The following is a 25,978-nucleotide window of genomic DNA, read 5'->3' as shown; positions in this document are numbered from 1 at the left end:
GGGCGGTCTCAGGCCTTTTCCGCGAACTCCTTCACAAGACCCTCATAGGCTTCGAAGGGCGGGAACTTCTCGTAGCTGTGGACGGCAGGAGTGGCCGCCCAGGGCAGTTTTTCCGACGCATAGGTCTCGATGAAGGGCACGAACCAGCTTGCGTCGTCGAGCATGGTCGGCCTGATATTGACGAACCAGTCCATGCCTTCCGGCCGGGTGAACATCCAGCTCTTGCAGCGCGGGCAGTGATAGTGGTGGGCGTCCGCGCCGTGCAGACCGCCGATCACCGGCTCGCCTGTAATGGTTTTGAAGCCCTGGGAAGGGATCACGGCGGAGAGGGAGAAGGCGCTGGCGCTCATCTTCTGACAGCCGGTGCAGTGGCAGGCCATGGTGAGGATCGGCTGCGCGGTGATCCTGAAACGGACTTGGCCGCAGCGGCATCCGCCTTCCATGGGGAGCGTGGGCTTGGGCATGTGAAACCTCCGTCATTCCGAGAAGATAGAGCCGTCGCGGCATTTCGTCAGGGACGTTTGGGGATTTCGAGACCGCGCTGCACGGCGGGCCTTGCTAGGCCGCGCTCGAGCCACTTGGGCACCAGTTTCAATTGGTCGTATTCGATAAGCTCGCCGGCGCCGTAGAAGCCGATCAGGTTGCGCACCCAGCCGAGCATGGAAATGTCGGCGATCGTGTATTCGTCGCCCATGATCCAGTCGCGGCCTTTGAGCCGGGTTTCGATGACGCGGATGAGTCGGTGCGATTCCTTGGCGTAGCGGTCGCGCGGGCGCTTGTCCTCGATGTCCTTGCCGGCGAACTTGTGGAAGAAGCCGAGCTGCCCGAACATCGGGCCGATGCCGGCCATCTGGAAGAAGACCCACTCAATCGTCTCGTAGCGCCTGGCCGGATCGGCGGGCAGCAGCTTGCCGGTCTTTTCGGCGAGATAGAGGAGGATTGCGCCGGATTCGAAGAGGCCGAGCGGCTTGCCGCCGGGGCCGTCCGGGTCGATGATCGCCGGGATCTTGCCGTTCGGGTTGAGCGATAGATATTCCGGTCCCCAGGTCTCGTCCGCACCGATATTGATGAAATGCGGCTCGTAGGGCAGGCCGATCTCCTCCAGCATGATCGACACCTTCACGCCGTTCGGCGTCGGCGTCGAATAGAGCTGCAGGACGTTCGGATCGTTGGCGGGCCATTTGGAGGTGATGGGGAAGCTTGAAAGATCGGCCATGGATATCCTCGGGTGGTGGCATTCGTTCGGGCGCGACTATAGCCACCATTGCGAGATGCGCCAGACGCCGGCGGTTGAGATTTTTTGATGCGTCCTGTCGGTTCTCCGGTTACTCCTGCGTCATCCATAGGAGAAGGAGACAGACATGCTTTATGCCATCCTTTGCTACGCCCATGAGGAAACCGTCTTCGCCTGGTCGAAGGAGGAGGAGGATGCCGTCATGGCCAAGCTCTACGCGGTCCAGGAGCCGATGGCGCGGGCCGGCAAGCTCGGCCCCACCGGCCGGCTGATGCCGACGACCGCCGCCACCACCGTCCGCAAGGGCAAGGACGAGCCTCTGGTGCTCGACGGTCCCTTCGCCGAAACCAAGGAAGTGCTGCTCGGCTTCTACACGGTCGATGTCGAGACGCTCGAAGAGGCGATCGCCTTTTCCAAGGAGCTCTCCGCGGTCAATCCCGGGTCTACCTCCTATGAGATCCGGCCCTTCTACGTCTTCCATCCGGGGGAAATCAAAACATGACGACGGACATTGCCTGGATCGAACTTGCGCTAACGGCGGCCCGGCCGCAGGCGCTCGGCGCACTCTTACGCTATTTCCGCGATCTCGACACCGCGGAGGAAGCCTTTCAGGAAGCGTGCCTGCGCGCCATCCGCACCTGGCCTGACAAGGGGCCGCCGCGCGATCCGACCGCCTGGCTGATCTTCGTCGGCCGCAACAGCGGCATCGACGCGGTCCGCAAGCGCTCGAAGAACGATCCGTTGCCGGAGGAGGCAGCCTTTTCCGATCTTTCCGACGCCGAGACCGACATCGCCGACCGGCTCGACAATTCCAACTACCGCGACGACATCCTGCGCCTGATGTTCATCTGCTGCCACCCGGACCTGCCGAATACCCAGCAGATCGCGCTGGCGCTGCGCATCGTGTCCGGCTTGAGCGTGCCGCAGATCGCCCGCGCCTTCCTGGTCAGCGAAGCGGCCATGGAGCAGCGCATCACCCGCGCCAAGGCGCGCGTCGCGAAAGCCGGCGTGCCCTTCGAGACGCCGGGGGCCGAGGAGCGGGCCGAGCGCCTCAACGTCGTCTCCTCGATGATCTATCTCGTCTTCAACGAGGGCTATTCCGCAGGCATCACCAATCCGGACAACGCCGCCTTCTGCGAGGAGGCGATCCGGCTCGCGCGGCTGCTTCTGCGCATCTTCCCGGCCGAACCGGAGATCATGGGACTGCTGGCGCTGATGCTGCTGCAGCATTCGCGGGCGAAGGCGCGCTTCGACAGGGATGGCCAGATCATCCTGCTCGAAGACCAGGACCGGCACTTGTGGGACCGCGCGCTGATCAACGAGGCGCTGGCGCTGCTCGACAAGGCGATCCGCCACCGCCGGCCCGGCCCCCATCAGGTTCAGGCGGCGATCTCGGCCCTGCATGCCCGGGCAGCGAGGCCGGAGGAGACGGACTGGAAGGAGATCGACATGCTCTACGGTCTCCTGGAGCGCATCCAGCCTTCGCCCGTCGTCACGCTCAACCGGGCGGTCGCCGTCTCGAAGCTCAAGGGGCCGGAAACGGCGCTGGAACTGATAGAAGCACTTGCCGAAAAGCTCGATGGCTATTTCTATTTCCACGGCGTCCGGGGAGGGCTCCTGATGCAGGCCGGCCGCAACGGGAAGGCGCGGGAGGCCTTCGACCGGGCGATCGCGCTCGCCAACTCGCCGGCCGAATGCGCCCATATCCGCCAGCAGATCGACAAGCTCGGCGCCGTCGCCTCTCCGGTGGAATGATCCGGGAAAAAAATTCGGGCCGGTTGTCGGATTTCATTCCGGCCGCACGTTCTTAGGGCAACATCGGATGAGATGTTGCTCAAACCCAAGGGAGACTTAAAAATGACCGCTGATACCGCCACGCACACGCTGCAGCTCGTCCGGGAAATGGATGTGCCCGCCGACAAGCTCTACAAGGCCTGGACCACGCCGGAGCGGATGGGCGAATGGTTCTGCCCGAAGCCCTGGAAGGTGACGGAAGCCCGTGTCGATCTCAGGCCGGGCGGATCGAGCTTCATCATGATGGAGGGGCCGAACGGGGAGAAGTTCCCCAATCACGGCATCTATCTCGAAGTCGTGCCGAACAGGAAGCTCGTCTTCACCGACGCCTATACCAGCGCCTGGGTGCCTTCGGAAAAGCCGTTCATGACGGCGATCGTCGAGTTCGAGGACCTCGGCAACGGCCGCACGAAATATACCGCGACGGCGGTCCACTGGACGGCGGAAGACAAAAAAGCCCACGAGGACATGGGCTTTCACGAGGGCTGGGGCATCGTCGCCGGCCAGCTCGAAGAGGTCGCCAAAACGTTCTGAGACATGCGCCTGAACGATGAAAATACGAACCTTTCCGAGGGGATGGAACCGTCTCCTCGGTTTTCGATTCAATGCCTGTGCCGCCCGTGGCTAGAAGACGTCCTGAAGAAATGCCTTCACCGTCCGCGAATGGATTTCGAGCTTTTCGTCGAAAGCAGCCGCTTCGGAAGCGCTGAAAACCGCGCTGCCGATCAGGAGCAACAGCAGGCCTGCTCTCGTCACCATAGCCGTCCCCAATCTTCGAAGACCTGGAAGTCTTCATCGCTTGGCCAGCCTCAACCGTCGCCACGAGCTATATCATGTCTTCGCGGCGGGCGGAAACGCCCCGGCGCTTTGGAAATTGATTCCGCCGAAGGTCCGAAGTCCTTGAAATCAGCGCCGAACGGCATTTCCGGCAAGGCGAGGGCGTTACACGCCGAGCGCGGTGCCGAGCGCCTGCTCCAGGTCCTGCTGCTGGAACGGTTTCTGGAGAACCGGAGCCTGCTGCAGCGAAGCGGGAAGGCTGGAGGCTTCGTAACCTGTCGAGAAGACGAAAGGTATGCCGCGCCGGCTCAGGATCTCGGCGATCGGAAACGTCTTCTGTCCGTGCAGGTTGACGTCGAGGATCGCGACGTCGAAGACAAGCGAACTGGCCTTCTCCAGGGCGTCTTCCAGGCGCGATGCCGTATCGGCGATTTCGCAGCCCATGTCGATCAGCCCTTCTTCCAGAAGCATCGTGACCAATGCCTCGTCCTCGACGACCAACACGCGCCTGCCCGCCAAACTGCTTCCCACGCCCCGCAATTTCCTACCCCTCCGATCGATCGCCCAGGGCCGGCGGATGCGGTTTGCCGTTGCTGCCGCACAACTCCTCCAGGGGGGCGTCGATCACGAAGACCAGCCCGCCCGGTTCGAAATGGAGTTTGACGACGCCTCCCAGATCCTGGGCAAGGCCATGCTTGATCAGGCGCGATCCGAAGCCGAGCTTGCGCGGCTGTCCGATCGGCGGCCCCCCGATCTCGCTCCACTCGAAGCGGAAGGGCCGCGAGCCGCCGGCATCCCAACGGATTCGGACATGGCCATTCTCGTTGGACAGGGCGCCGTATTTCACCGCATTGGTGGCGAGCTCGTGGAGGGCCATGGAGATCGCCAGCCCGGCTTTCGGAAGAAGCCTTATGTCGTCGCCTGAAACGTCGAAGCGGCGGGGGCCGCCGCTGGTCGAATAGGCCGCCAGGGCCTCGGCGACGAGTTCGCGCAGGCTTGCGCCTTCCCAATGTTCGCGGGTCAGCACGTTGTGCGCCCTGGAAAGCGCGATCAGGCGCGCATCCAGCGACTTTCGGCCTTCCGCCATGGTCGGGGCATGACGCAACGTCTGGTGCGCGATCGACTGGACGGTCGCGAGCGTGTTCTTGACCCGGTGATTGAGCTCGTCGAGGAGCAGGCGCAGCTGCGCCGCCCGGCGCTGCAGGGCATCTTCCGATTCCTTCCGCTCGATGAGATCGGCCGCCTGCCTCGCCAGCACGTCGAAAAGCCTGAGGTCCCCTTCGGAAGGTTCATGCGGTGAGCGCCAATGGGTCGAGATCATGCCGAGCGAATGGCCCGCGCGCCCGACGAGCGGCGTGGATTGCACCGCCCGGATGCCGGCTCGCCGGTATTGCTCCAGAGCAGGCGTGCCGGCCATGAATTCGTCCGTCTCGACGTCGGGAACCACGATCCGGGTCTTTGTTTTCAGAGCATGGCCGCAACTGGTCGCGTCGTCGTGTTCGATCCGGCGCCAGGTGGCTTCGCTCTCCGCGTCGAACCCCTTGTGGGCGATCAGCCGGAGGGCGCCATCGTCGTGGTCGAGCACCTGGATGCTCGCCATGTCCGAATGCATGACCTCGCTGGCGGCTCCGACGATCTGGGTATAGAGCGCCTCCACGTCGCCTTCCCGGATGAGCGAGGTGCTGATGTTCTGCAGGTGCCGGGCGGCCGCGAGCTCGGCGGCGAGATCCCTCTGGGATGCCAATAGCGCCTGGCTGATCCGCTCCCGCTCCACGCTTTCCTGATGCCGCGAAATGATGATGGAGGCGGTGTGCGCGAGGGCGGCGGCGAGTTCCCGGTCGCGGTCGGCCGCTCCGTTCGGCTCCTTGAAATACATGGCAAAGGAGCCGACGACCTTGCCCGAGGCCGTCTCGATCGGGAAGGACCAGCAGCCGCGGAAGTCAAACTCCCGTGCGAGCCACGCCCATGGCTCCCATAGGGGCTCCTCCAGGACATCGGGCATGATGACCGGCTCGCCGCGGTGGACGGCAAGGCCGCAAGGCAGCGAGTCGGGGCCGATTTTCAAGCCGTCCACGCATTTGACGTAGCCGTCCGGCATGCCGACGACATGTTGCAGCGCGGTGCCCTCCGGATTGGCGATGTAGAAGGCGCATCGGCGTTCGCTTTCCGCCTGCTTCATCGCGGTCTCGATGAGGATGCCGAGCGATTTTTCCAGCGGCGCACCGTTCATGGCCGCCTGGAATGCTTCCTTCTGGCCGGCGAGCCAGGCCTCGTTCTGCCGCAGCCTCCGCTCCGCCTTCTTATGTTCGCTGATGTCGAGCAGCATGTTGACGGCGCCGAGAAGCTCGCCGTTCTCGTCACGCAGGGGTGTCGGAAACGGCATGAACGGGACCCGGGCTCCATCGGGCCGTTCCGCGACCGCCTCGACGCCGCGGACGGGACGGTTCTCCTTCAGCGCAACCGCCATCGGGCATTCCGAGTGCGCGAGCGGCGTGCCGTCGGGGAGACGGAGCTTCCAGGTGACGCACCACTCGTCTCTTCCGAGAACGGGCCGGCGCCCGGCCAGATCGGCCGCGGCCTGGTTGAAGTAAGTGATGCGTCCGTCGGCATCCGTGGTATAGATCGCGACCGGCAGGGCATCGAGCAGTTGACGCAGATGCCTGGCGTCGATCCCGAAGCCGAGCGTGGCCACCAGGTCGGCAACAGCGTGTTGAGGAGCTTCGCCGATGGCGTAGACGTCCTGTTCTTCCACCATCAGCGGCATGCCTTCGAAAATACCATCATTCCCTGCGCTCTCCCCCGATGCCGCACAGCAAGCGCTCTCCCGCGCAAATAGCAGGGACGACAAACCGGATCTGTCGGCTATCCACCCTCATGCGCTCACACCGAGCCGCGAGCAGAACGCCGTGCAGCGGGCATTTGTTCCGGACAAATCCTCCGCGACGCCTCTTTCCATCCAAATCGTCGATCGAATCCTTCGAAAGATTCGTGTTTGCGCCCGGGCTGGCCAGTCACTATCTGACGGGCGTCAACGAACGGATTTCTCACGATGGAACTCGGGCTGCATACTTTCGGCGATGTGGATGCCTCGGCGCTCGACAAGGGCGCGGAAGGCGCGCGCCGCATCAAAAACCTCCTCGAGGAGATCGAGCTTGCCGATCAGGTCGGCCTCGACGTCTTCGGCCTCGGCGAGCACCACCGCCCGGACTACGTTATTTCCTCGCCCGCCACCGTGCTTGCCGCCGCCGCTGCCCGGACGAAGAACATCCGCCTGACGAGCGCCGTCTCCGTCCTGAGCTCCGACGATCCTGTCAGGGTCTTCCAAGAGTTCGCGACGCTCGACCTCGTCTCGAACGGCCGGGCGGAGATCATGGCCGGCCGCGGCTCGTTCATCGAATCCTTCCCGCTGTTCGGCTACGACCTCGGCGACTACGACCAGCTCTTCGAGGAAAAGCTCGACCTGCTGCTCGCCATCCGCGACCAGGAGATCGTCACCTGGGAGGGGGAGAAGCGCGCGCCGATCCACGGCCGCGGCGTCTATCCGCGTCCGCTGCAGGAGCCGCTGCCGGTCTGGATCGCCGTCGGCGGAACGCCGCAATCGGTGGCGCGGGCCGGGGCTTACGGCCTGCCGCTCGCAGTCGCCATCATCGGCGGCGAATATCCGCGTTTTGCGCCCTTCTTCAACCTCTATCGCGAGGCGGCGCGCCGAGCGGGCCACGATCCGGCGACGCTGAAGACCAGCATCAACGTGCACGGCTTCATCGCCGACACGACGGAGGCCGCCGCCGACCGGTTCTACGGCCCGCAGGCGGAGGTGATGAACCGCATCGGCCGCGAGCGCGGCTGGGGGCCGACCAACCGGGCGCATTTCGACCAGTCGCGCTCGGCACTCGGCAATCTCTTCGTCGGCGAGCCGGAACTGGTGGCGGAAAAGATCGTCGCCGCCCACAAGGTGTTCGGCATGGACCGCTTCCTGCTGCAGATGGCGATCGGGCCGATGCCGCACGGTGAGGTCATGCGCGGCATCGAACTCTACGGCACGAAGGTCGCGCCCATCGTCAGAAAAGAACTCGGGGCGTCAGAAAAGAATTGACGGGCCCGGCCGATGGCGCGAAACCGACGGCCTGACGCAATACGACCCAGGGCTCATCATGGTCATCTCCACCGAACACGAACTGTCGAAGCTGAAAGAGATCGGCCGGCTTTGCGCGCAGGCCATGGAGGCGATGGCCAGGGCGCTGGAGCCCGGCATCACCACCCGCGAGCTGGACGATATCGGCCGCAGGATCCTCGAAGACAACGGGGCGCAATCGGCTCCGGAGACCTGCTACAAGTTTCCGGCGGCGACCTGCATCAGCGTCAACGAGGAAGTGGCGCACGGCATCCCGGGAGACCGGGCGATCCGGGCGGGCGACCTCGTCAATATCGACGTTTCGGCGGTCAAGGACGGGTTCTTCGGCGATACGGGCGCATCCTACGCGGTGCCGCCGGTGAAGCGCGAGATCGAAAAGCTCTGCCGCGACGGGCGCCGGGCGCTCTGGACCGGGTTGCAGCAGGTGAGGACCGGCAGGCCGATCGCCGGCATCGGCAACGCCATCGGCGCCTTTGCCAAGAAGAACCGCTATACGCTGATCACCAACCTTTCGAGCCACGGCATCGGGCTCACGCTGCATGACGAGCCGAAGGAAATCCCGACCTGGCCGGACCGGCAGGAAACCCGGACGATGGAGGAGGGGCTGGTGTTCACCGTCGAGCCGTTTCTTTCGCTCGGCGCCAACTGGGCCGAGGACGGCGGCAACGGCGATCCCTGGACGCTCTACAGCGACCCCAAGGCGCCGACCGTGCAATACGAGCACACGGTGGTTGCGACCCGCAACGGCCCGGTGATCCTGACGCTGGCGGCGTGAATTGCCCGCCATCCGTCGACAATTCGGAATATCTTAATGGCGTCCGATCTATCTTCCAAGGCATGGTCGAGGCATCTGAATCTTCCCGAAAGAAGCGCGACGTAGGTGCGCATAACGAGATCATCAAACATCGTGCCGCTTGGGCAAACCATTCAGCGCGCCTTGAACGAGGACCTGACTGCTCCTATTATCATGAGTGGATCTTCTGGCTTTTCCTGGGCTGGGCGATCCACATGGTAGGCTCCAATTTCTACCTCAGCACTTTCATGGTTGAGGACGACGAAGCCGAAAGGAAGAACGATGAGCCAGTTTGAGATCTATTATCTCGTCACGCCGCTGATTGGATTGGCTATCGTTGGCGGCATGTTTGCCTATCGACACTTTGTTCAGCATCCTAGGGCGGGTTTTGCACCGGCACCAGCCAGGGCTCCTCTTCGCGTCCGGCCGCGCAAGCCACGGGCATCGGTTTAGCAGTTCATGATATTGTATAGGATTGCGGCCGTCGTCGCTTGAATATTGCGACGTTGCGAAAGCTGCAGATACAATCTACCGACTGCGGATCATGTTGTGCTTGCTACCCAAATTCCGCCCGCCTTCTTGCGATAAAGATTGTCGGCTGCCGGAAAGTCAGCTCAGCTTGTTCTTCTCCGACACGTCATCCACGCGGCGATAGAAGGCGTCGGCGCGCTCGGCATGCAACTGGCCGAGAAGCTGGCGCGTATGGACACGGGCCGCGCTCTGCAGCAATTGGGCGAAGGCGGCGTAACCCACGTCGTCGGCCTTGCGCAACTGTGCGATCAGAGGATCGACGAGCACTTCCGATACGGTCAGGTCCTGTTTCATGGCTGCCTCCACCGTCCGATGACGATGGAAAGAGAGTGGCCCGCATTCGTGACAGCGGCAAGACAATTCCCATCATGCGCCGCATCAAATCGTCGCGGCACCTGCGTGAAGCAGCGTGAACAGGACGCCGGATCATCAGCGGCATTCATTGCAGCAATGACAAATCCTCATTTGCCGGCCGCTCCCGGGGCTGCGATAACCGCTTCATGCTGCAGATGAACACCGACTATTCCAGCCGCCCCCTGCTGATCGGTTTTGCCGGCGCGATCGCCATGGCCGCCGCGATGGGCTTCGGGCGCTTCTTCTACACGCCGATCCTGCCGGGCATGATGAGCGGCATTCCGCTTTCGGCGGCCGATGCGGGCACGATCGCCGCCGGCAATTTCGCCGGCTATCTCGCCGGCGCCATCCTCTCGGCCTATGGCTGGGCGGCGGCGCGCGAGCGGCAGGTGGCGCTCGGCGGGCTCCTCGCGACCGCGATCCTGCTTGCCGCCATGGCGGGGACGACATCCGTCTTCGCCTTCACCGTGATCCGCTTCCTGGCGGGCGTCGCGAGCGCGTTCGCCATGATCTTCACCTCGTCGATCGTGCTGCCCTATGCGGTCGGCCGGGACAATGTGAGCGCGCTGCATTTCGGCGGCGTCGGGGCGGGGATCGCGCTCTCCTCGGCGCTGGTGCTTAGCGTCAACGCGATCGCCGGCGACGGCGCGCATGGCTGGCGGCTGAACTGGCTTGCCGGCGCGGCGCTCGTGCTCGTCGTGCTTGCCGCCGTGGCCTGGCTCCTGCCGCGGCCGACATTCGGCACCGGCTCGGCCGCGGAGCCGCCGCTTCGATGGCGAATGCCGCTCGTGCTGCTGACCCTCTCCTACGGGCTTTTCGGCTTCGGCTACGTGATCACCGCGACTTTCCTCGTCGCCATCGCCCGGATGGGCTCGGCAGGAGCGATCGTGGAATTCCTCGCCTGGTTCCTGACGGGAACGGCGGCGGCCGTCTCGCTCATCCTCTGGCGGCCGTCGGTCAAGCGGTTCGGGCTCGGCAAAACCTATATCGCCGCGCTCCTGGTCGAGGCGGCGGGCGTGCTGGGCTCGGTCGTGCTGCCGCCGACCGCCGGCGCGCTTGCCGGCGGGCTGCTGCTCGGCGCCACCTTCATGGTCGTCACCGCCTACGGGCTGCAGATCGGCCGGATGCTTTCGCCGGAAAGCCCGCGCCGGGCGCTCGCCTCGATGACCGCTGCCTTCGGCACCGGCCAGATCATCGGTCCGCTGGTGGCGGGCCGGGTGGCCGAGGGGAGCGGCAGCTTCACGCTGCCGACGGTGCTCGCGGCCGCCGCGCTCGTCGTCTGCGTCCTGCTCGCGCTGCCGGTCGCGCGCCAGCCGGGCTGACTTCGTTACTGCGGGATAAACCCACGGTTACAATTGCGTAACAATGAAATGCGGCCATTGCCGCCCCCTTGGAACTGCCTTAGTTTCGCGCTCTACAGTCGTTCCCGACCTTCAGAGATCTCGAACTCAGGAAAGCAAAAGCTCCGTGTTCCACTCCTTCTTCCCCCGACCGAAACTATTCTTCATTTCAGCGTTTCTCTGGGCCATCGTGGCCATAGGATTCTGGTATGCAGGTGGAAACGCAATCGGTCCAGCCATCGGTCTGCGTCCTGCCGACGCAAATGCCAACGTGGACGTCTCGCTTTTCTGGTCGGGGCCGTTTCTTTGGTTCTACTTGTATTACGCGGCGGCCACTGCGATCTTTGCTGCCTTTTGGTTTTGGTACGCTCCTCACCGCTGGCAATACTGGTCGGTGCTGGGAAGCGCACTGATCGTATTCGTTACGTATTTTTCCGTGCAGGTGAGTGTGGCGTTCAATGCCTGGTACGGTCCTTACTACGACCTGGTTCAGCAGGCGCTTGCGAAAACCGCGCCGGTGACCGCAGAGCAGCTTTACACCGGGCTTCTGGGTATCACCGGTATCGCCTTCGTTTCCATTACCGTCAGCGTGTTGAACCTCTTCTTTGTCAGCCATTACATCTTTCGGTGGCGCACGGCGATGAACGACTTCTACATGGCGAACTGGTCCAGGCTGCGCCACATCGAGGGCGCGTCGCAGCGCGTGCAAGAAGATACGATGCGCTTTTCCCTGACCGTCGAAGGTCTGGGCGTGGGCTTCGTCAGGGCCATTATGACGCTGATCGCCTTCATGCCGGTGCTGTTTTCCTTCTCGAATACGATTACCGAACTGCCGCTTATCGGCGAAATCCCGCACGCGCTGGTCTGGGCGGCGGTCCTGTGGTCGCTGTTCGGTACCCTTTTCCTGGCGCTCGTCGGCATCAAGCTGCCCGGCCTCGAATTCCGCAACCAGCGCGTCGAGGCAGCCTATCGTAAAGAGCTCGTCTATGGCGAAGACCACGAGGATCGCGCCCAGCCGGCGACCGTGGCGGAGCTTTTCGCCAACGTGCGGAAAAACTACTTCCGGCTCTATTTCCACTATCTCTATTTCAATATCGCCCGCTTCTTCTATCTCCGCGCGGATGACCTCTACAGCCTTCTCGTGCTGATCCCGTCCATCGCCGCCGGGAAGGTTACGCTGGGCGTCTTTACCCAGGTCGGCAATGTCTTCGATCAGGTGCGCACGTCGTTCCAGTATCTCATCAATTCCTGGACGACGATCGTCGAGCTGATGTCGATCTACAAGCGCCTCAAGGCCTTCGAAGCGGTGATCTACGATGAACCGCTGCCGGAGATCGACCAGCATTATCTGGAGCGCGAGGCGCAGGGCGGGGAGCTCGCGGCCGACCGGCCGTACTGATCCGTCTTCAAAACAAGCACCTTCGGCCGCGCCGGATCGTCACTCCGGCGCGGTTTTGCTTTTGGGAGGAGGGCAGGCGGGGCATTTCAATGGTATTGGGTATTCAGGCTTTCCGCCTGCCCCGATCGCGTCCGTGATCTTCAGAGGATTTCCAGGCCCTCGTCGACCGCTTGTCACGACCATCACCGGAAACCGGACCCTTCGAGCCAGATGAGGAGGCCGGTTCGCGAACCCGGTTTCCCATCCGATGACCGGCCGATTATCGCGCAAGTCCCAAGGGCGGGGATGAAGCGGGGAAGATGGAGGGGCTAACTGGTTGAGAAGTGGAGCGGGAATTTTTTGGACGGCCGAGGTTTATCCCCTCCCGATAGGCCGGGAGGGATGGGACGGCTATAATCCCGACGTCTCCCCGCCCTTCGCCCGATCCTTCAGCATCGCCACGGCTTCCGAATAGCTGACGCAGGCGACGTCTTGCCTGCCGCAGACCTCCGTCACCAGCCGCTCCATTGCCCGCCAGTAGGCGCCGCCGTTCATCTCGACGAAGTGGAAGCCGAGCTGGAGGGGAATGCGGCCACCTTCGTATTGCCGGTCGAAGGCCGCCCTGAAAGCTGTGTAAGCGCGCTCCTCGAATTCCGCCGATCGGCTCGGATTGTCCAGGCCGGCCGAATGGCGGACGAAGAGATTGTAGTCCATGCCGATGATCGGCCGGTTGGACGGGCCTTCCGGAATGAGCGGCAGGCCGAAGCGCATCAGGCCGTTCTTCTCCTCCGGCATGGCGGGTCCCCTGGTGACGAGGCTTGCGTCGTAGAGCATGCCGGCCTTCTTCTCCGCCTCGACCATGCCGGGGCTCGTCGAGAAATAGGGCGCCCGGAAGCCGCGGATATCGCTCGCCACGAAATCCTTCCAGCCGGCGGGCTCCTGCGCCTCCGCGCCGACCGTCTTCCAGGCATCGGTCAGCACGTCATGGAAGGTGTCGAACTCGGCGGTCCAATCGGCGGCAGTCCACTCCTTGCCGTCGAAATGGCCGCACGTATGGCTGGAAATGTCGTGTCCTTCGAGATGCGCCTGCCAGATATGGCCGAGCCTTTCGCGCGCTTCCTCCGCGTCTCTCGCGAAACCGATGTTGGACCTGCCTGGCTTCTGGTGCGGCCCCTGATAGCTCTTGGCGTTCTTCCGCTCGATCACCAGCGTGCAGGAAAGGAAATAGGTGAAATGGGCGTTGACGCGCTTTGCGGTATCCCTGCTGCGCTGCCAGAGATGGTTGGCACCCGCTCCGTCGAAGGAGATCATCACCAGCTGCTTCGGTTTGTCGGCGGCATCCGCCGCGATGGGAGCAAGCGAAAGACAGAAGGCGAGGGCCAGTGGGCCGAAAAGGGCAAGCGGACGCATCAAGGAACCTGAATCACGAAAAAGGAAGCCGGTGTTGTGATGGGCGAATAAGGCGAAGCTTTGAAGAAGCGGAAATCCCGATTCCTACATTCCGCCCGTTAACAAGCCTCTCAGTTTTGCGCGAGGGGCCTTACATCTCCCGGAAAATAGGCTAGAAGGCGCTTTCCTTAGGAGAATAGGCCTTACGAGAATGGGCCTTGCGAGAATGGGCCGCCCGGGCCGGAGACTTTGATGGCGAACAACGACGACAGTTTTATCCGCGAGGTGAACGAGGAACTCCGTTCCGACCAGGTGAAATACGCGTGGAAACGTTTCCGGCCGCTGATCATCGGGATCGTCGTGCTGATCGTCGGCGGTGCGGTCGCCAAGGAAGGCTACGAATGGTGGGACGACAGCAATTCCTCCAGCTCGGGCGACAGGTTCCTGGCGGCGCTCAGGCTCGCCTCCGAGAACAAGCCGGACGAGGCGCTCGCCGCCTTCGAAGCGCTCGAAAAGGACGGTACCAGCTCCTACCCCCTGCTCGCCAGGCTGCGCGCCGCCTCGGTGCAGCAGGCCAAGGGCGACACGGCGGCGGCGATCGCCGGCTTCCAGGCCGCCGGCAACGACACGAGCGCCCCGCAGGCCATGCGCGATCTCGCCAAGATGCGCGCCGCCTGGCTGCTGATCGATACCGGAACCTACGAGCAGGTGGCGGCGGAAGTGCAGGCCATGACCAACCAGGGCAATCCGCTTGCCAATTCCGCGCGCGAGGCGCTGGGGCTTGCCGCCTACAAGGCCGGTAACATGGCCCAGGCCAAGCAGTGGTTCGAGCAGATCGCCAGCGACGCCGCAGCCCCCCGCAACATCGCCAACCGCGCGCAGATCATGCTCGACAACATTACCGCGTCCGGCAAGGCGCCCTGACTCGCTGCCGGCGGGATTTAAGGAAACAGAATGAGCTTCACCGTCGCCATCGTCGGACGCCCGAATGTCGGCAAGTCCACGCTTTTCAACCGCCTGGTCGGGAAGAAGCTGGCGCTTGTCGACGACACGCCGGGGGTGACCCGCGACCGCCGGCCGGGCGATGCCAGGCTCCTGGATCTGAAATTCCGCATCATCGACACCGCCGGTCTCGAAGAGGCAGGCCCCGAGACGCTCGAAGGCCGCATGCGGGCGCAGACGGAAGCGGCGATCGCGGATGCCGACCTGACGCTCTTCGTGATCGACGCCAAATCCGGCCTCACTCCGCTCGACAAGACGTTCGGGGAACTCCTGCGCCGCAGCGGCAAGCCGGTGGTGCTGGTCGCCAACAAATCGGAAGCGCGCGGCTCCGACGCCGGCTTCTACGATGCCTTCACGCTTGGCTTGGGCGAACCGGTGCCGATCTCCGCCGAACACGGCGAGGGCATGCTCGATCTCCGCGACGCGATCGTGGAAGCGATCGGCGAGGACATGGCCTTTCCGGAGCCGGACGAGGAGGCGGAGACGAATGTCGACGTTTCGGAACATCTCGCGGAGGGCGAGGCGGAGGAAGAGGAGGCCGAGTCCGCCTATGACGAAACGAAGCCGCTGCGCGTCGCGATCGTCGGGCGCCCGAATGCCGGCAAGTCGACGCTGATCAACCGCTTTCTCGGCGAGGACCGGCTGCTGACCGGGCCGGAAGCCGGCATCACCCGCGATTCCATCTCGGTCGAATGGGACTGGCGCGGCCGCACCATAAAAATGTTCGATACGGCCGGCATGCGCCGCAAGGCGAAGGTTCAGGAGAAGCTCGAAAAGCTCTCCGTCGCCGATGCGCTACGCGCCATCCGCTTCGCCGAGACGGTGGTGATCGTCTTCGACGCGACGATCCCGTTCGAGAAGCAGGACCTGCAGATCGTCGACCTGGTCTTGCGCGAAGGCCGGGCGGCGGTGCTCGCCTTCAACAAGTGGGATCTGGTCGAGGAACCGCAGGCGGTGCTTGCCGATCTTCGCGAAAAGACCGAGCGGCTCCTGCCGCAGGCGCGCGGCATCCGCGCCGTGCCGATCTCCGGCCAGACGGGCTACGGGCTCGACAAGCTGATGCAGAACATCATCGACACCGACCGCGTGTGGAACAAGCGCATCTCGACGGCCAAGCTCAACCGCTGGCTCGACGGCGTGCAGGTGCAGCATCCGCCGCCGGCCGTTTCGGGCCGCCGCGTCAGGCTCAAATACATGACGCAGGTGAAGGCCCGCCCACCGGCCTTCATGATCTCCTGCACGAGGCCGGACGCGCTGCCGGAGAGCTATGTGCGCTATCTGGTGAACGGGCTGCGCGCCGATTTCCAGATGCCGGGCGTGCCGATCCGCGTGCATTTCAAGGCCGGCGAGAACCCGTTCGAGGGACGGAAGAAGAAGCGGTAGAGGCAGTGCTTCGTCGAATTCGTTAGGTAGGCTTGCTTTTCTCTCCTCCACATGCTCGACTGCGACATTATCGCGCGGTCGGGAGTTCGCGCGTGGGAGGAGATATTCATGATCATCGCCGGACTTCTGGCATCCGTCTGTCTTGCAATCGGCAGCATCGCGTTTTTCGTGTGGCGCGACCGCAAGATCGGCTAAAGGCCGAGTTCTATCTGCCGGAATTTTCGCTGATATTCCCGATGCCTCTCAGGCCGTCGAAGGTTTCGTATTGCGCGGCCGGGGCAGCATCGGCCGGCGCCCCTGGGCGATCAGCACGTTGTTCAGGAACTGCTTCGACGCCGCTTCCCAGGTGAAGTTGCGGGCGAGCTTGCGGGCGTTCTCGCGCGGGCATTTCAGCGCCGCAAGGCAGGCCTCGCGCAGGTCCTCGTTCAGCGCGCCGGCGCCGGACCCGTCCTCGATGATGTCGATCGGTCCGGTGACCGGATAGGCCGCGACCGGGACGCCGCTTGCGAGCGCCTCCAGGATCGTGTTGCCGAACGTATCGGTCTTCGACGGAAAGACGAAGACATCGGCCTGGGCATAGGCGCGGGCGAGATCCTCGCCGGTCTTCATGCCGGTGAAGAGGACGTTCGGATAGCGCTTCTGCAGATCGGCGCGCTCCGGACCGTCGCCGACCACGACCTTGGAGCCCGGCAGGTCGAGATCCAGAAAGGCCGGCAGGTTCTTTTCCACCGCCACGCGCCCGACCGTCATGAAGATCGGCCGCGGCAGGTCGAACGGGCGCTCGTCGAGCTCCATGGGGTGGAAGACGGTCTGGTCGATGCCGCGGCTCCAGCGGAGCAGGTTCTTGATGCCGAGCTTCGAAAGCTCGCGCTCAAGGCTCGCGGTCGCCACCATGCAGCCGTTGCCGGCGTTGTGGAACCAGCGCACGAAGGCATGCAGCCAGCGCAGCGGAATCGGGAAGCGCGCCGCCACATATTCCGGAAAGCGGGTGTGATAGCTGGTCGAGAAAGGGACGTGGTTCTTGAGGCACCAGCGGCGCGCGAGAATGCCGAGCGGGCCTTCGGTCGCGATGTGCACGGCGGTCGGCTGCGAGGCCTCGATCGCGCCGGCGACCTGGCGATAGGTCGCGACCGAGAGGCGGATTTCCGGGTAGGTGGGGCAAGGGACGTTGGTGAAATCCTGCGGGGTGACCATCATCACCTCGACGCCCATCAGGGCGAGTTCCCGGTTGGTGTTCTCGATGGAGCGCACGACGCCGTTCACTTGAGGATACCAGGCATCCGTCACGATGGTGATTCTGGTCATGGATTGGCCGGACCCGGTTGCCGGTCCGCGGAGCGACTCGGCGCTTACGGACACGTTTCGGCCTTCTATCGTAAAGCATTGTTACAGGAGGATGAAGGGGCGGGGCTCCGCCGATTGAATGGGGGCCCGATCGGGTAGCCCATTTAGTGCCGTGGTTGTCCAAAAACAGTGTGCGTGATATCTCTTTTGCCCGAAGGAGATATCTTATGCCTCTTTTTGTTCGCGACGATGAAATCGCCGAAATGACGCTCGAATTGCAGCAGCTCTTGAAAATGCCGACGAAGACCGAAGCATTGCGGCTCGCCCTGCGGCATGAGCTGGAGCGGGCGAGAGCCAAAGTGCCGGTGAAAGAGCGGCTGGCGAAGGCGCGAGCGATGGCCGATGCCATTGGTCCGTCCAATCCAGGGTTCGACCAGAAGGCGTTCACCGACGAGCTTTGGGACGATCTTTGATGTTTCTGGATGCATCGGTAATCGTAGCGATCCTGAAGCCGGAGGAGGATGCCGAAGAGCTGATGACGCGGCTCGGCGAGACGGATGGGCCCTTCTACGTCTCGCCTCTTGTGAGGATGGAGGCCACGCTATCGCTCGCGCGGGCCAAAGCGGAAATGCTGCGTAAAGATGCCAGACCGACGCCTGAAATGCTCAAGGACGCGGGTGCTGCCGTCGATGAATTCATAAAGGCACTGTCTGCGGCAGATGTTGCGATCACATCGGAAATCGGAATTGCCGCTCGCGAGGTCGCCGGTCGCTATGGAAAAATCATCGGGCATAAGGCGAAGCTTAACCTCGGCGATTGCTTCACTTACGCTTGCGCCGCAAGTATCGGGCAAAAAATCGCCTACAAGGGCGAGGATTTCATTCACACCGATATGGCGTGAGGGATGCCTCCCCGGCTTGGCCGATCCGCACTTCACCCCGGCAGCAACGCCGGGCTGATCAGCGCGCCGTGGTGGCCGATGACGACGGAGGCGACCGCGGCGCCATAGGCCGCGGCTTCCGCCGGCGTTGCGCCGCGCACCAGCCGCGACAGGAAGGCGCCGTTGAAACTGTCGCCGGCGCTGGTCGTATCGACGAGCTGCGCGGTCCTGACTGCCGGGACATGCGCGGTCGCGCCGCCGAAGCTCAAAGTGACGCCTTCCGCGCCGTTCTTCACCACGACATTCTCCACGCCGAGCGCACGGTAGCGGGAAATCGTGTCGCCGACCGTGACATCGCCGAAATGGGTGGTTTCGTCGTCGAAGCTCGGCAGGACGAGATTGGCGGCGCGGGCGCCGGCCTCGATCGTCTCCAGCATATAGTCCCTGTTCGGCCAGAGACGGGGGCGGATGTTCGGGTCGAAGGCGACCTGTTTTCCCGCCGCCTTGGCGCGGCGCAGTTCGGCAAGCAGCGTCTCGACCGCTTGCCGGTCGAGGATGCCGAGCGTGATGCCGGAGAAATAGACGATGTCGACGGCTTCGATCGCGCCGCGTAGATGGTCGGCGTCATCGGCGAGTTTCTTCGCCGCGGCCGTATCGCGCCAGTAGCTGAAGGTGCGCTCGCCGTTCTTCAAGGTGATCAAGTAGAGGCCGGGCGTTCTGCCCTCGATGCGGCGGATGAAGCCCGTGCCGATGCCGGCATCCTTCATCATCGCCAGCATTTCGGACGAGAGCGGATCGTCGCCGAGCGCCGTGCAATAATCCACCGACCATTCGGCGGGCAGGCAGGCGCGCGCATACCAGGCCGTGTTGAACGTGTCGCCGGCAAAACCCTTGCGCAGCAGGCCTTCGCCCGCCTGCGACAGTTCCACCATGCATTCGCCGATCGAAAGAAGCCGTCCGCCCATTCCGTTCCTCCGGTGCTCTTCGAAAGTCGCATAGGCCGAAGTTCCGCTCATGGCAAGAGCAGGAGCAAGCCTCTGCTTTTGCGTTGTCTTTTGCGGGGACGGCTCTAGGTTGGGCTGGAACATTCAAGAAAGGAGAAAGGACATATGGCGACGGAAGCGGCAGAGGCAGTCGATCAGAACTGGTGGCGCGGCGCGGTGATCTACCAGATCTACCCGCGCTCCTTTCAGGACACGACCGGCGACGGGCTCGGCGACATCAAGGGCATCACCCGGCGCCTGCCGCATGTCGCCTCGCTCGGCGTCGACGCGATCTGGCTCTCGCCCTTTTTCACTTCGCCGATGGCCGACATGGGCTATGACGTTTCCGATTACTGCAATGTCGATCCGATGTTCGGGACGCTCGCCGATTTCGACGAGATGATGACCGAGGCCCACAGGCTGGGGCTGAAGGTGATCATCGACCAGGTGATCAGCCATACGTCGGACCGGCATCCGTGGTTCGTGGAAAGCCGCTCCAGCCGCACCAATCCCAAGGCCGACTGGTATGTCTGGGCCAATCCCAAGCCGGACGGCACCGTGCCGACCAACTGGCTTTCGATCTTCGGCGGGCCGGGCTGGGAATGGGACGGCGTGCGCAAGCAATACTACATGCACAATTTCCTGATTTCGCAGCCGGACTTGAACTTCCACAACCCGGAGGTCCAGGAGGCCGTGCTGGACACGGTGAAATTCTGGCTGGAGCGGGGCGTCGACGGCTTCCGGCTCGATACCGTCAACTACTATTTCCACGACAAGCAGCTCAGGAACAACCCGCCGATGGTCTACGACACCGACGGCGCGGGCATGGAGACGGATACCAATCCCTATTCGATGCAGAACCACCTCTACGACAAGACGCAGCCGGAGAATATCGGCTTCCTGAAGCGGCTGCGTGCGCTGCTCGACAGCTACGAGTCCCGCGCGACTGTGGGCGAGGTGGGCGACGGACCGCGATCGCTGTCGACCCTGGCGCTCTACACGACCGGCAACGACAAGCTGCACATGTGCTACACGTTCGATTTCCTAGGTCCCGCCTTCGATGCGGCCTATATCCGCAAGGTGATGACGACGGTGGCGGAGACAGTGACCAACGGCTGGGTCTGCTGGGCTTTTTCCAACCACGACGTGGTGCGGCACGTCACCCGCTTCACCAAGGACGCGCGAGAGCAGGACCGGGTTGCGAAACTCTCGATCACGCTGATCTCGGTGCTGCGCGGTTCCATCTGCCTCTACCAGGGCGAGGAACTCGGCCTGACGGAGGCGGAGCTGGCTTACGAGGACCTGCGGGACCCTTACGGCATCCGCTTCTGGCCGGCCTTCAAGGGCCGCGACGGGTGCCGCACGCCGATGGCATGGGAAGCGGCGGCGCCGCATGCGGGCTTCACGACCGGCGCCAAGACCTGGCTGCCGGTGCCGCGCGAGCATGCCGCCCGCGCCGTCGACGCGCAGGAGGGGCTGAAGGATTCGGTGCTCAACCATTACCGGGCGACGCTTTCCTTCCGCAAGGCGCATCCGCCGCTGATCGACGGCGACATGACGTTTCTCGACACTAACCAGGACCTGCTCGCCTTCGTGCGGGAAAAGGGTGGCGAAAGGCTGTTCTTCGTCTTCAACCTCACCCGGGAGCCGCAGGATTTCACCCTGCCGAGGCGGCTCGGAGATTGCCTGCCGGTCTCGCTGCCGGGTTTCGAGTCGCGGCTCGAAAAAGGCGTCGTGAGGCTCGGCGCGCTCGACGTGTTCTGTGCGAGGGTGTGATCAGGTTCGGAAGGCGACGAGCCTCCGGAAGGCTGGATGAAGGCCGAGAGCTACCGGAAATAGCCGGTCAGCCGATCAGCTTGTCGTACCCGGCATGCGAGCCGATCCAGAACCACACGAAGTCCTCTCCGTCCTGGATGGCCAATGCTCTCCAGGACTTTCCAACTCTTGCGGACCAAAATCGCCCGATGCGCTTGAAGCGCAGGGAAGGGTGTTTCGGATCTCGTTTGAGAAGTTCGAAGTTCTCGTCAGCAAGCCTTTGCACCTGCTTTGGCAGCCGATTATAGGCTTCCCAGAAGGTGGATGCCGCGTGATGTTTCAAAGCGGCCGCGTCTTTCCGGCACGGAATTCTGCCAAAGCCTTATCGGCCAGGGCATCCAGTTTACCGGCGGAAGCGTCGGCCTCAATTTGCCGGTCCCACCGTTCGGCCTGAAACTCTTCGAACCATGCCGAAAAGGCTTCGAGCTCCTTCGGATCGAGTTCGGCGACGGATTTTTCGATCTGTTCGAGTCTGGTCATCTCGGGCGCCTCGTTTGCACGGAAAATAGTCTTTCGCGGAGCATTTGCAAAGTCGGTCAGATCAGCGCGAACCGGTCGACATCCACCATTCCCTTGTCGGAAATCTTCAGGTGCGGGATGACCGGCAGCGGCAGGAAGGCGACCTGCAGGAAAGGCTCTTCGAGAGTCGTGCCAAGGGCTTGAGCCGCTTTTCTCAGGTGGTGCAGCGTGTCGCGGACCACCTCATAAGGTTCGAGGCTCATGAGGCCGGCGACGGGGAGCGCGATCTCGCCGGTGACCCTGCCGCCTTCCACCACCACGAAGCCGCCGTGGATTTCGCCGAGCCGGTTGGCGGCGAGCGCCATGTCGTCCTCGTCGACGCCGACGACGCAGATATTGTGGCTGTCGTGCCCGACGGTCGAGGCGATCGCGCCTTTCGTCAGCCCGAAGCCCTGCACGAAACCGTTGGCGTGATTGCCGTTCCTGCCATGCCTTTCGATCACCGCGACCTTGATGATGTCACGGGAAATGTCGATGCCGGTCTGATTGCCGGAGGCGGGCAGGCGATAGCGGCGGTGCTCGGTGATGATCTTGCCCGGCAGGACGCCGATCACCGGCGTTTCGGCTTCGGTCGCCGGTACGCCGAAATGGGCGGCCTCCACCTTGCGCGCCTTGACGCTGTCGAGACCGACCGGAGCGACCGGCTTGCGGGTGGCGAAGAGTTCGTCGGTGACCCTGCGGCCGGCGGAAAGGACGATCTCCGCCCTGCAGTTTTCGAGACTGTCGATGACGGCAAGATCGGCCCGCCAGCCGGGCGCCACGAGGCCGCGGTCGCGAAGCCCGAAGGCGCGCGCCGCGGAAATCGAAGCTGCCCGATAGATGGCGAGCGGCTCGACGCCATTGGCGATGGCGGTGCGGATCATATAATCGAGATGGCCCTGTTCGGCGATGTCGAGCGGGTTGCGGTCGTCGGTGCAGAGCGCGAGGAACGGCGACAGCCGCTCGGTGATGATCGGCATCAGGGCGTGCAGATCCTTCGAGACGGAGCCTTCGCGCACCAGGATGTGCATGCCCTTGCGGATCTTTTCGAGCGCTTCCTCGGCGGTGGTGCTTTCGTGCTCGGTGCGGATGCCGGCCGAAAGATAGCCGTTCAGGTCGACCCCGCGCAGAAGCGGCGCGTGGCCGTCTATATGATCGCCGTAGAAGGCGTCGAGCTTGGCGAGGCAGACCGGGTCCTTGTGGATGACGCCCGGGAAATTCATGAATTCGGCGAGCCCGATGACTTTCGGATGGTCGCGGAAGGGCAGGAGCTTTTCGACGGCCAGATCGGCGCCGGCCGTTTCCAGATGCGTCGCCGGGACGCAGGAGGAGAGCTGCACGCGGATATCCATGATGGTTTCGAGCGAGGAATCGAGGAAGAATTGTATGCCCTCGGTGCCGATGACGTTGGCGATCTCGTGCGGATCGCAGATCGCCGTCGTCACGCCGTAGGGAAGCACGCAGCGGTCGAATTCATGCGGCGTGACGAGCGAGCTCTCTATATGCAGATGGGTGTCGATGAAGCCGGGAACGACGATCTTTCCGGATATGTCGATCTCGGTTTTGCCCTTGTACGTGCCGCAGGTGCCGACTATGCGGTCGCCCGAAATCGCGATATCGGAAGCGACGAGCTCGCCGGTCACGAGATCGAAGAACGTTCCGCCCTTCAGCACGATATCGGCCGGTTCGCGGCCGGTGCCCTGATCGATAAGCGTTTCGAGGCGGGTGGTCATGGCAGGCTCCGATTCCGTTTTCGGCATTCTAGCGGGCGGCTTCGGGGAGGCAAAGGTGCCATTCCGCGCCGACCTTCCACCGCTTCAACGGTTTCGCGTGCCTCCGTTCAAAAGCCCGGTCAGAATGAGATCGACGCCGAAGACGAAGCGGGCGTTCTGGTCGGTTTCCAGAAGATCGGGAAGGGCTGCGGCGAGGTGAGGATAGTCTGCGGCAGAGAACGCCTTGAACTTCTCCTCCATCGGATGGGTACCGCCGGTGCCGCGTGACTGTTCGACAAGCGCCTGTTCCTCGATGACGAAGCCCAGAACGAAATAAAAAAGCGAAGCGATCGCTCGTGCGGCCGTTCTGGTGCTGAACCCGGCGTGCGAAAACGCCGCCAGGGCAATTTCCGCCACCTGAAGCACATTCGGGCGAGCCACGAACGTTCCCGCGAAGACGCGTGCGCCATCCCGCCTCGAGAGAAGCGCCAGGCGCAGTTCGGTGGCGATGTCGATCATCACCTCCCGGCAGTCGCCGGAGACGGTGATCCTGCCGGGAATGCCGGCGACCAGGGCTTCCGCCATTTCGTCGAGCAGCGCCTGCTTGCCGGGGAAATACCAGTAGAGGGCGGGGGCCTGCACTTCGAGCGCATCGGCGAGCTTGCGCATCGTCAGACCTTCGAGGCCTGTACGATCGAGCAGATCGAGGGCAGCATCGGTGATGCGTTGACGGTCCAGGTTCACGGCGAATCCTCCTTGCCGCCTTAATTTAACAGTGTTAAGTTATTTAACAATGTTAAATTGGAGGGCTTCATGCGGCTGGATGCACAGAATTTCCCAATCATCTGGATGCGGGAACACGACCACGATGACGACCATGACGATGATGCCGACCGCAAGCTGTTTCTGGAGCTGCTGGCACGGGAAGAGCGCTTTGTCCTCATCGCGGAGAGAATGCCGCGGCCGTCCGATCTTGCCGAAACGACGCCGGAAGACCGCAGGGAACGCGCCAGGATGTTCAAGGCTTACAAGGGCGAGATGGCGCGTCTGTGCGCCGGCATGATCCTGATCGGGCGGGCCTCCGGCGTGGCCCTGCCGATCCGGAAGACGATCGAGAATGTTTCCTCGGCGATGGGGATCGGTATCCTGTTCGCCGATAGCGAGGCGACGGCCATAGAGCTTGCCAGGGAGCGCCTGGGGGGAGGGAAAACGGACATGCCGGCAAAACAAAACCGCCCGTAACCTCGTACGGGCGGTCTCGGGTTCATTGTCGCTGTTCCGTTTTTCGTAACCCGGGGCCTCCCGCGAGAGGCGCCCGATCGATGTCACTCGGCGGCGACGATCTTGCCGTCTTCCCACTTGAAGAGCGAGAAGGCGGGCGAGGTGAGGTCGCCGGTTTCGCCATAGGTGAGCTCGCCGATCGAGGTCTTGATAGGCTCTCCGGACTTGATGGCGGCGGCGACCGCTTCGGTGTCATCGGCGCTGCCGGCCTTCTCGATGCCGGCCTTGATGACCTCGACGGCGGCATAGGCGTTCAGCGTGAAGGCTTCCGCCGGGATGTTCCTTGCGGCGAGCGCTTCGGCCGCAGCCTTGGAGTCGGGGGTCTTCGTCGCGTCGGAGGCGTTGGTGAAGACGGTTCCGGCTGCGGCATTCGTGCCGATATTCCAGAACTCGCTGTTCGACAGGCCGTCGCCGCCGATGATCGTCGCCTTGACGCCGAGATCGGAGAGCTGGCGGGCGAGCAGGCCGCCTTCCGGGTGATAGCCGCCGAAATAGACGACCTCGACGTTTTCCGACTTCAGGCGGGTGGTGAGCGCGCTGAAATCCTTGTCGCCCGGGGTGACGGCATCGTCGATCACCTCTTTGACGCCGCCGGCATTGAGGGCCGCCTTGAAGGCATCCGCCAGGCCTTTGCCGTAGGCGCCCTTGTCGTTGATGATGGCGACGCGCTTGTCCTTGAGGTTCTGCAGCACGTAGTTGGCGGCGACCACGGCCTGCTGGTCGTCGCGGCCGCAGGTGCGCAGCACGTTGGTGAGGCCGCGCGTGGTGAGGTCCGGCGTGGTGGCGGTCGGGGTGACCATCAGAACGCCGTTTTCGGCCAGGACGTCGGAGGCCGGCATCGCGACGCCCGAGGTCACCGGACCGACCACGAAGCGGATGCCTTCGCCGACGATCTGGTTGGCGGCGGAAACGCCCTGCTTCGGTTCGGCGGCGTCATCGGCGGCCTTGAGGACGACCTGCTCGCCCAGAATGCCGCCGTTCTTGTTGATCTCCGCGATGGCGGTCTCGGCGCCGTTGCGGACCTGATCGCCGTAGGCTGCGACGGGGCCGGTGAGCGGCGCGATCAAGCCGATGACGATCTCGGCATGGGCGAGCGGCGCGAAGGTGAGGGAAGCGAGGGCAGTCGCCCCCAAGAGCGTCTTGAGGTTCATGTCGGTTCTCCTTGGGTGGGGCGTTGCCGCCCGCGGTCAACGCCGCATTCTCTGCCTGCCGTCTCCGATGCCGCTCGGCATCCTGTGCCAATGACGGAAGGCGATGCGGTCGATGCCGAGCCGAGCCATGTTTGGCTTTCGACGATCGGCTGACAATTCTGTAGGAATTTGTCCGAGATTCCGCAAGAAGATAACAAAACGGGCTCGATTTTTGGCGGCTTCCCGAAAAAATCAGGAGGCGAATCGCGGACGCAGGCGGTTTTTGCG

Annotated in this window: 27 protein-coding genes and 1 pseudogene; 13 read left to right on the top strand and 15 right to left on the bottom strand. The window is 63.4% G+C overall.

Annotated features, from left to right (window positions below):
* Window positions 1-8: 8 nt before the first annotated feature.
* Together ACMGE0_RS05975 and ACMGE0_RS05970 are read right to left on the bottom strand one after the other, a co-directional pair.
* Window positions 9-464: a GFA family protein gene (locus ACMGE0_RS05975; RefSeq protein ID WP_436814938.1), complete on the bottom strand. Its 456-nt coding sequence runs from the start codon at window positions 462-464 to the stop codon at window positions 9-11.
* A 47-nt stretch (window positions 465-511) separates the two neighbouring features.
* Entirely contained in the window at window positions 512-1,216 is a 705-nt protein-coding gene (locus ACMGE0_RS05970) for a glutathione S-transferase family protein (RefSeq protein ID WP_436814937.1), read from the bottom strand.
* A 145-nt stretch (window positions 1,217-1,361) separates the two neighbouring features.
* Between ACMGE0_RS05970 and ACMGE0_RS05965 the strand changes: the two genes are divergently transcribed.
* The 3 genes from ACMGE0_RS05965 to ACMGE0_RS05955 all read left to right on the top strand — a co-directional run bounded on the left by ACMGE0_RS05965 (window position 1,362) and on the right by ACMGE0_RS05955 (window position 3,562).
* Window positions 1,362-1,736, top strand: coding sequence for a YciI family protein (locus tag ACMGE0_RS05965; protein ID WP_436814936.1), 375 nt, complete (start codon window positions 1,362-1,364; stop codon window positions 1,734-1,736).
* Complete coding sequence (locus ACMGE0_RS05960) at window positions 1,733-2,989, top strand: RNA polymerase sigma factor (protein WP_436814935.1); 1,257 nt, start codon at window positions 1,733-1,735, stop codon at window positions 2,987-2,989. The genes ACMGE0_RS05965 and ACMGE0_RS05960 overlap by 4 nt, the downstream gene beginning before the upstream one ends.
* Window positions 2,990-3,091: 102 nt before the next feature.
* Entirely contained in the window at window positions 3,092-3,562 is a 471-nt protein-coding gene (locus ACMGE0_RS05955) for an SRPBCC family protein (RefSeq protein WP_436814934.1), read from the top strand.
* A gap of 90 nt (window positions 3,563-3,652) precedes the next feature.
* Here the strand turns inward: ACMGE0_RS05955 and ACMGE0_RS05950 are convergent, their stop codons facing one another.
* The 4 genes and pseudogenes from ACMGE0_RS05950 to ACMGE0_RS05935 all read right to left on the bottom strand — a co-directional run.
* Entirely contained in the window at window positions 3,653-3,787 is a 135-nt protein-coding gene (locus tag ACMGE0_RS05950) for a hypothetical protein (RefSeq protein ID WP_436814933.1), read from the bottom strand.
* A gap of 183 nt (window positions 3,788-3,970) precedes the next feature.
* The gene (locus tag ACMGE0_RS05945; RefSeq protein ID WP_436814932.1) at window positions 3,971-4,336 is read right to left on the bottom strand and encodes a response regulator; all 366 of its coding nucleotides are present in this window, start codon (window positions 4,334-4,336) and stop codon (window positions 3,971-3,973) included.
* 13 nt (window positions 4,337-4,349) lie between these two features.
* The gene (locus ACMGE0_RS05940) at window positions 4,350-6,035 is read right to left on the bottom strand and encodes a GAF domain-containing protein (RefSeq protein ID WP_436815075.1); all 1,686 of its coding nucleotides are present in this window, start codon (window positions 6,033-6,035) and stop codon (window positions 4,350-4,352) included.
* Window positions 6,036-6,098: 63 nt separating this feature from the next.
* A pseudogene (locus ACMGE0_RS05935) lies at window positions 6,099-6,467 on the bottom strand (PAS domain S-box protein); the annotation flags it as partial.
* Window positions 6,468-6,854: 387 nt separating this feature from the next.
* Here ACMGE0_RS05935 and ACMGE0_RS05930 point away from each other — a divergent pair.
* Together ACMGE0_RS05930 and map are read left to right on the top strand one after the other, a co-directional pair.
* Entirely contained in the window at window positions 6,855-7,898 is a 1,044-nt protein-coding gene (locus ACMGE0_RS05930; RefSeq protein WP_436814931.1) for an LLM class flavin-dependent oxidoreductase, read from the top strand.
* A 58-nt stretch (window positions 7,899-7,956) separates the two neighbouring features.
* Window positions 7,957-8,712, top strand: coding sequence for a type I methionyl aminopeptidase (map, locus tag ACMGE0_RS05925; RefSeq protein WP_436814930.1), 756 nt, complete (start codon window positions 7,957-7,959; stop codon window positions 8,710-8,712).
* 627 nt (window positions 8,713-9,339) lie between these two features.
* Here the strand turns inward: map and ACMGE0_RS05920 are convergent.
* Entirely contained in the window at window positions 9,340-9,555 is a 216-nt protein-coding gene (locus ACMGE0_RS05920) for a hypothetical protein (protein ID WP_436814929.1), read from the bottom strand.
* A gap of 206 nt (window positions 9,556-9,761) precedes the next feature.
* Here ACMGE0_RS05920 and ACMGE0_RS05915 point away from each other — a divergent pair, with 206 nt between their 5' ends.
* Both ACMGE0_RS05915 and sbmA read left to right on the top strand, forming a co-directional pair.
* Window positions 9,762-10,937 (top strand): YbfB/YjiJ family MFS transporter, encoded by a 1,176-nt coding sequence (locus ACMGE0_RS05915; RefSeq protein WP_436814928.1) that lies wholly within the window; start codon window positions 9,762-9,764, stop codon window positions 10,935-10,937.
* Between the two features lie 145 nt (window positions 10,938-11,082).
* Window positions 11,083-12,354 (top strand): peptide antibiotic transporter SbmA, encoded by a 1,272-nt coding sequence (gene sbmA / locus ACMGE0_RS05910; RefSeq protein ID WP_436815074.1) that lies wholly within the window; start codon window positions 11,083-11,085, stop codon window positions 12,352-12,354.
* Between the two features lie 390 nt (window positions 12,355-12,744).
* Here sbmA and ACMGE0_RS05905 read toward each other — a convergent pair whose 3' ends face one another.
* Window positions 12,745-13,743 carry a polysaccharide deacetylase family protein gene (locus tag ACMGE0_RS05905; RefSeq protein WP_436814927.1) on the bottom strand — a complete coding sequence of 333 codons (999 nt, stop codon included), beginning with the start codon at window positions 13,741-13,743 and terminating at the stop codon, window positions 12,745-12,747.
* 231 nt (window positions 13,744-13,974) lie between these two features.
* Between ACMGE0_RS05905 and ACMGE0_RS05900 the strand changes: the two genes are divergently transcribed.
* Together ACMGE0_RS05900 and der are read left to right on the top strand one after the other, a co-directional pair.
* On the top strand, window positions 13,975-14,646 hold the full coding sequence (locus ACMGE0_RS05900; RefSeq protein ID WP_436814926.1) for a tetratricopeptide repeat protein: 672 nt from the start codon (window positions 13,975-13,977) through the stop codon (window positions 14,644-14,646).
* 30 nt (window positions 14,647-14,676) lie between these two features.
* Window positions 14,677-16,107 (top strand): ribosome biogenesis GTPase Der, encoded by a 1,431-nt coding sequence (gene der, locus ACMGE0_RS05895; protein ID WP_436814925.1) that lies wholly within the window; start codon window positions 14,677-14,679, stop codon window positions 16,105-16,107.
* A gap of 243 nt (window positions 16,108-16,350) precedes the next feature.
* On the opposite strand, the gene ACMGE0_RS05890 is transcribed toward der, so the two are convergent.
* Entirely contained in the window at window positions 16,351-17,412 is a 1,062-nt protein-coding gene (locus tag ACMGE0_RS05890) for a glycosyltransferase family 4 protein (protein WP_436814924.1), read from the bottom strand.
* Between the two features lie 206 nt (window positions 17,413-17,618).
* On the opposite strand from ACMGE0_RS05890, the gene ACMGE0_RS05885 reads away from it, so the two are divergent.
* Together ACMGE0_RS05885 and ACMGE0_RS05880 are read left to right on the top strand one after the other, a co-directional pair.
* Complete coding sequence (locus ACMGE0_RS05885) at window positions 17,619-17,864, top strand: type II toxin-antitoxin system VapB family antitoxin (protein WP_436814923.1); 246 nt, start codon at window positions 17,619-17,621, stop codon at window positions 17,862-17,864.
* Entirely contained in the window at window positions 17,864-18,292 is a 429-nt protein-coding gene (locus tag ACMGE0_RS05880; RefSeq protein ID WP_436814922.1) for a type II toxin-antitoxin system VapC family toxin, read from the top strand. The genes ACMGE0_RS05885 and ACMGE0_RS05880 overlap by 1 nt, the downstream gene beginning before the upstream one ends.
* A 32-nt stretch (window positions 18,293-18,324) precedes the next feature.
* Here the strand turns inward: ACMGE0_RS05880 and ACMGE0_RS05875 are convergent, their stop codons facing one another.
* Window positions 18,325-19,236: a sugar kinase gene (locus tag ACMGE0_RS05875; RefSeq protein WP_436814921.1), complete on the bottom strand. Its 912-nt coding sequence runs from the start codon at window positions 19,234-19,236 to the stop codon at window positions 18,325-18,327.
* Window positions 19,237-19,380: 144 nt separating this feature from the next.
* Here ACMGE0_RS05875 and bglA point away from each other — a divergent pair, with 144 nt between their 5' ends.
* Complete coding sequence (bglA, locus tag ACMGE0_RS05870; RefSeq protein WP_436814920.1) at window positions 19,381-21,030, top strand: beta-galactosidase BglA; 1,650 nt, start codon at window positions 19,381-19,383, stop codon at window positions 21,028-21,030.
* Between the two features lie 67 nt (window positions 21,031-21,097).
* On the opposite strand, the gene ACMGE0_RS05865 is transcribed toward bglA, so the two are convergent.
* The 4 genes from ACMGE0_RS05865 to ACMGE0_RS05850 all read right to left on the bottom strand — a co-directional run bounded on the left by ACMGE0_RS05865 (window position 21,098) and on the right by ACMGE0_RS05850 (window position 24,023).
* Window positions 21,098-21,295, bottom strand: coding sequence for a ParE family toxin-like protein (locus ACMGE0_RS05865; protein ID WP_436815073.1), 198 nt, complete (start codon window positions 21,293-21,295; stop codon window positions 21,098-21,100).
* 53 nt (window positions 21,296-21,348) lie between these two features.
* Window positions 21,349-21,549: a hypothetical protein gene (locus ACMGE0_RS05860; protein ID WP_436814919.1), complete on the bottom strand. Its 201-nt coding sequence runs from the start codon at window positions 21,547-21,549 to the stop codon at window positions 21,349-21,351.
* Between the two features lie 56 nt (window positions 21,550-21,605).
* A complete protein-coding gene (gene ade / locus ACMGE0_RS05855) occupies window positions 21,606-23,300 on the bottom strand; it encodes an adenine deaminase (RefSeq protein ID WP_436814918.1) in 1,695 nt (564 codons plus the stop codon).
* Between the two features lie 84 nt (window positions 23,301-23,384).
* Window positions 23,385-24,023, bottom strand: a complete 639-nt coding sequence (locus ACMGE0_RS05850; RefSeq protein ID WP_436814917.1) for a TetR/AcrR family transcriptional regulator C-terminal domain-containing protein — start codon at window positions 24,021-24,023, stop codon at window positions 23,385-23,387.
* 69 nt (window positions 24,024-24,092) lie between these two features.
* Between ACMGE0_RS05850 and ACMGE0_RS05845 the strand changes: the two genes are divergently transcribed.
* Window positions 24,093-24,521, top strand: coding sequence for a hypothetical protein (locus ACMGE0_RS05845; protein ID WP_436814916.1), 429 nt, complete (start codon window positions 24,093-24,095; stop codon window positions 24,519-24,521).
* An 83-nt stretch (window positions 24,522-24,604) separates the two neighbouring features.
* Here ACMGE0_RS05845 and ACMGE0_RS05840 read toward each other — a convergent pair whose 3' ends face one another.
* On the bottom strand, window positions 24,605-25,711 hold the full coding sequence (locus ACMGE0_RS05840) for a branched-chain amino acid ABC transporter substrate-binding protein (protein WP_436814915.1): 1,107 nt from the start codon (window positions 25,709-25,711) through the stop codon (window positions 24,605-24,607).
* Window positions 25,712-25,978 lie beyond the last annotated feature (267 nt).

Origin of the sequence: Neorhizobium descurainiae, from assembly GCF_051400715.1 — a bacterium.
GTDB lineage: Bacteria > Pseudomonadota > Alphaproteobacteria > Rhizobiales > Rhizobiaceae > Neorhizobium.
The sequence above is the reverse complement of the archived record's forward strand: the minus strand, read 5'-3'. Positions and strand labels throughout refer to the sequence as shown.

Bases quoted from the DNA above. Each gene is read 5' to 3' on its own strand.
- ACMGE0_RS05975 (WP_436814938.1), bottom strand. From the start codon at position 464: ATGCCCAAGCCCACGCTCCCCATGGAAGGCGGATGCCGCTGCGGCCAA.
- ACMGE0_RS05970 (WP_436814937.1), bottom strand. From the start codon at position 1,216: ATGGCCGATCTTTCAAGCTTCCCCATCACCTCCAAATGGCCCGCCAAC.
- ACMGE0_RS05965 (WP_436814936.1), top strand. From the start codon at position 1,362: ATGCTTTATGCCATCCTTTGCTACGCCCATGAGGAAACCGTCTTCGCC.
- ACMGE0_RS05960 (WP_436814935.1), top strand. From the start codon at position 1,733: ATGACGACGGACATTGCCTGGATCGAACTTGCGCTAACGGCGGCCCGG.
- ACMGE0_RS05955 (WP_436814934.1), top strand. From the start codon at position 3,092: ATGACCGCTGATACCGCCACGCACACGCTGCAGCTCGTCCGGGAAATG.
- ACMGE0_RS05950 (WP_436814933.1), bottom strand. From the start codon at position 3,787: ATGGTGACGAGAGCAGGCCTGCTGTTGCTCCTGATCGGCAGCGCGGTT.
- ACMGE0_RS05940 (WP_436815075.1), bottom strand. From the start codon at position 6,035: ATGAACGGTGCGCCGCTGGAAAAATCGCTCGGCATCCTCATCGAGACC.
- ACMGE0_RS05930 (WP_436814931.1), top strand. From the start codon at position 6,855: ATGGAACTCGGGCTGCATACTTTCGGCGATGTGGATGCCTCGGCGCTC.
- map (WP_436814930.1), top strand. From the start codon at position 7,957: ATGGTCATCTCCACCGAACACGAACTGTCGAAGCTGAAAGAGATCGGC.
- ACMGE0_RS05920 (WP_436814929.1), bottom strand. From the start codon at position 9,555: ATGAAACAGGACCTGACCGTATCGGAAGTGCTCGTCGATCCTCTGATC.
- ACMGE0_RS05915 (WP_436814928.1), top strand. From the start codon at position 9,762: ATGCTGCAGATGAACACCGACTATTCCAGCCGCCCCCTGCTGATCGGT.
- ACMGE0_RS05905 (WP_436814927.1), bottom strand. From the start codon at position 13,743: ATGCGTCCGCTTGCCCTTTTCGGCCCACTGGCCCTCGCCTTCTGTCTT.
- ACMGE0_RS05900 (WP_436814926.1), top strand. From the start codon at position 13,975: ATGGCGAACAACGACGACAGTTTTATCCGCGAGGTGAACGAGGAACTC.
- der (WP_436814925.1), top strand. From the start codon at position 14,677: ATGAGCTTCACCGTCGCCATCGTCGGACGCCCGAATGTCGGCAAGTCC.
- ACMGE0_RS05890 (WP_436814924.1), bottom strand. From the start codon at position 17,412: ATGACCAGAATCACCATCGTGACGGATGCCTGGTATCCTCAAGTGAAC.
- ACMGE0_RS05885 (WP_436814923.1), top strand. From the start codon at position 17,619: ATGCCTCTTTTTGTTCGCGACGATGAAATCGCCGAAATGACGCTCGAA.
- ACMGE0_RS05880 (WP_436814922.1), top strand. From the start codon at position 17,864: ATGTTTCTGGATGCATCGGTAATCGTAGCGATCCTGAAGCCGGAGGAG.
- ACMGE0_RS05875 (WP_436814921.1), bottom strand. From the start codon at position 19,236: ATGGGCGGACGGCTTCTTTCGATCGGCGAATGCATGGTGGAACTGTCG.
- bglA (WP_436814920.1), top strand. From the start codon at position 19,381: ATGGCGACGGAAGCGGCAGAGGCAGTCGATCAGAACTGGTGGCGCGGC.
- ACMGE0_RS05860 (WP_436814919.1), bottom strand. From the start codon at position 21,549: ATGACCAGACTCGAACAGATCGAAAAATCCGTCGCCGAACTCGATCCG.
- ade (WP_436814918.1), bottom strand. From the start codon at position 23,300: ATGACCACCCGCCTCGAAACGCTTATCGATCAGGGCACCGGCCGCGAA.
- ACMGE0_RS05845 (WP_436814916.1), top strand. From the start codon at position 24,093: ATGCGGCTGGATGCACAGAATTTCCCAATCATCTGGATGCGGGAACAC.
- ACMGE0_RS05840 (WP_436814915.1), bottom strand. From the start codon at position 25,711: ATGAACCTCAAGACGCTCTTGGGGGCGACTGCCCTCGCTTCCCTCACC.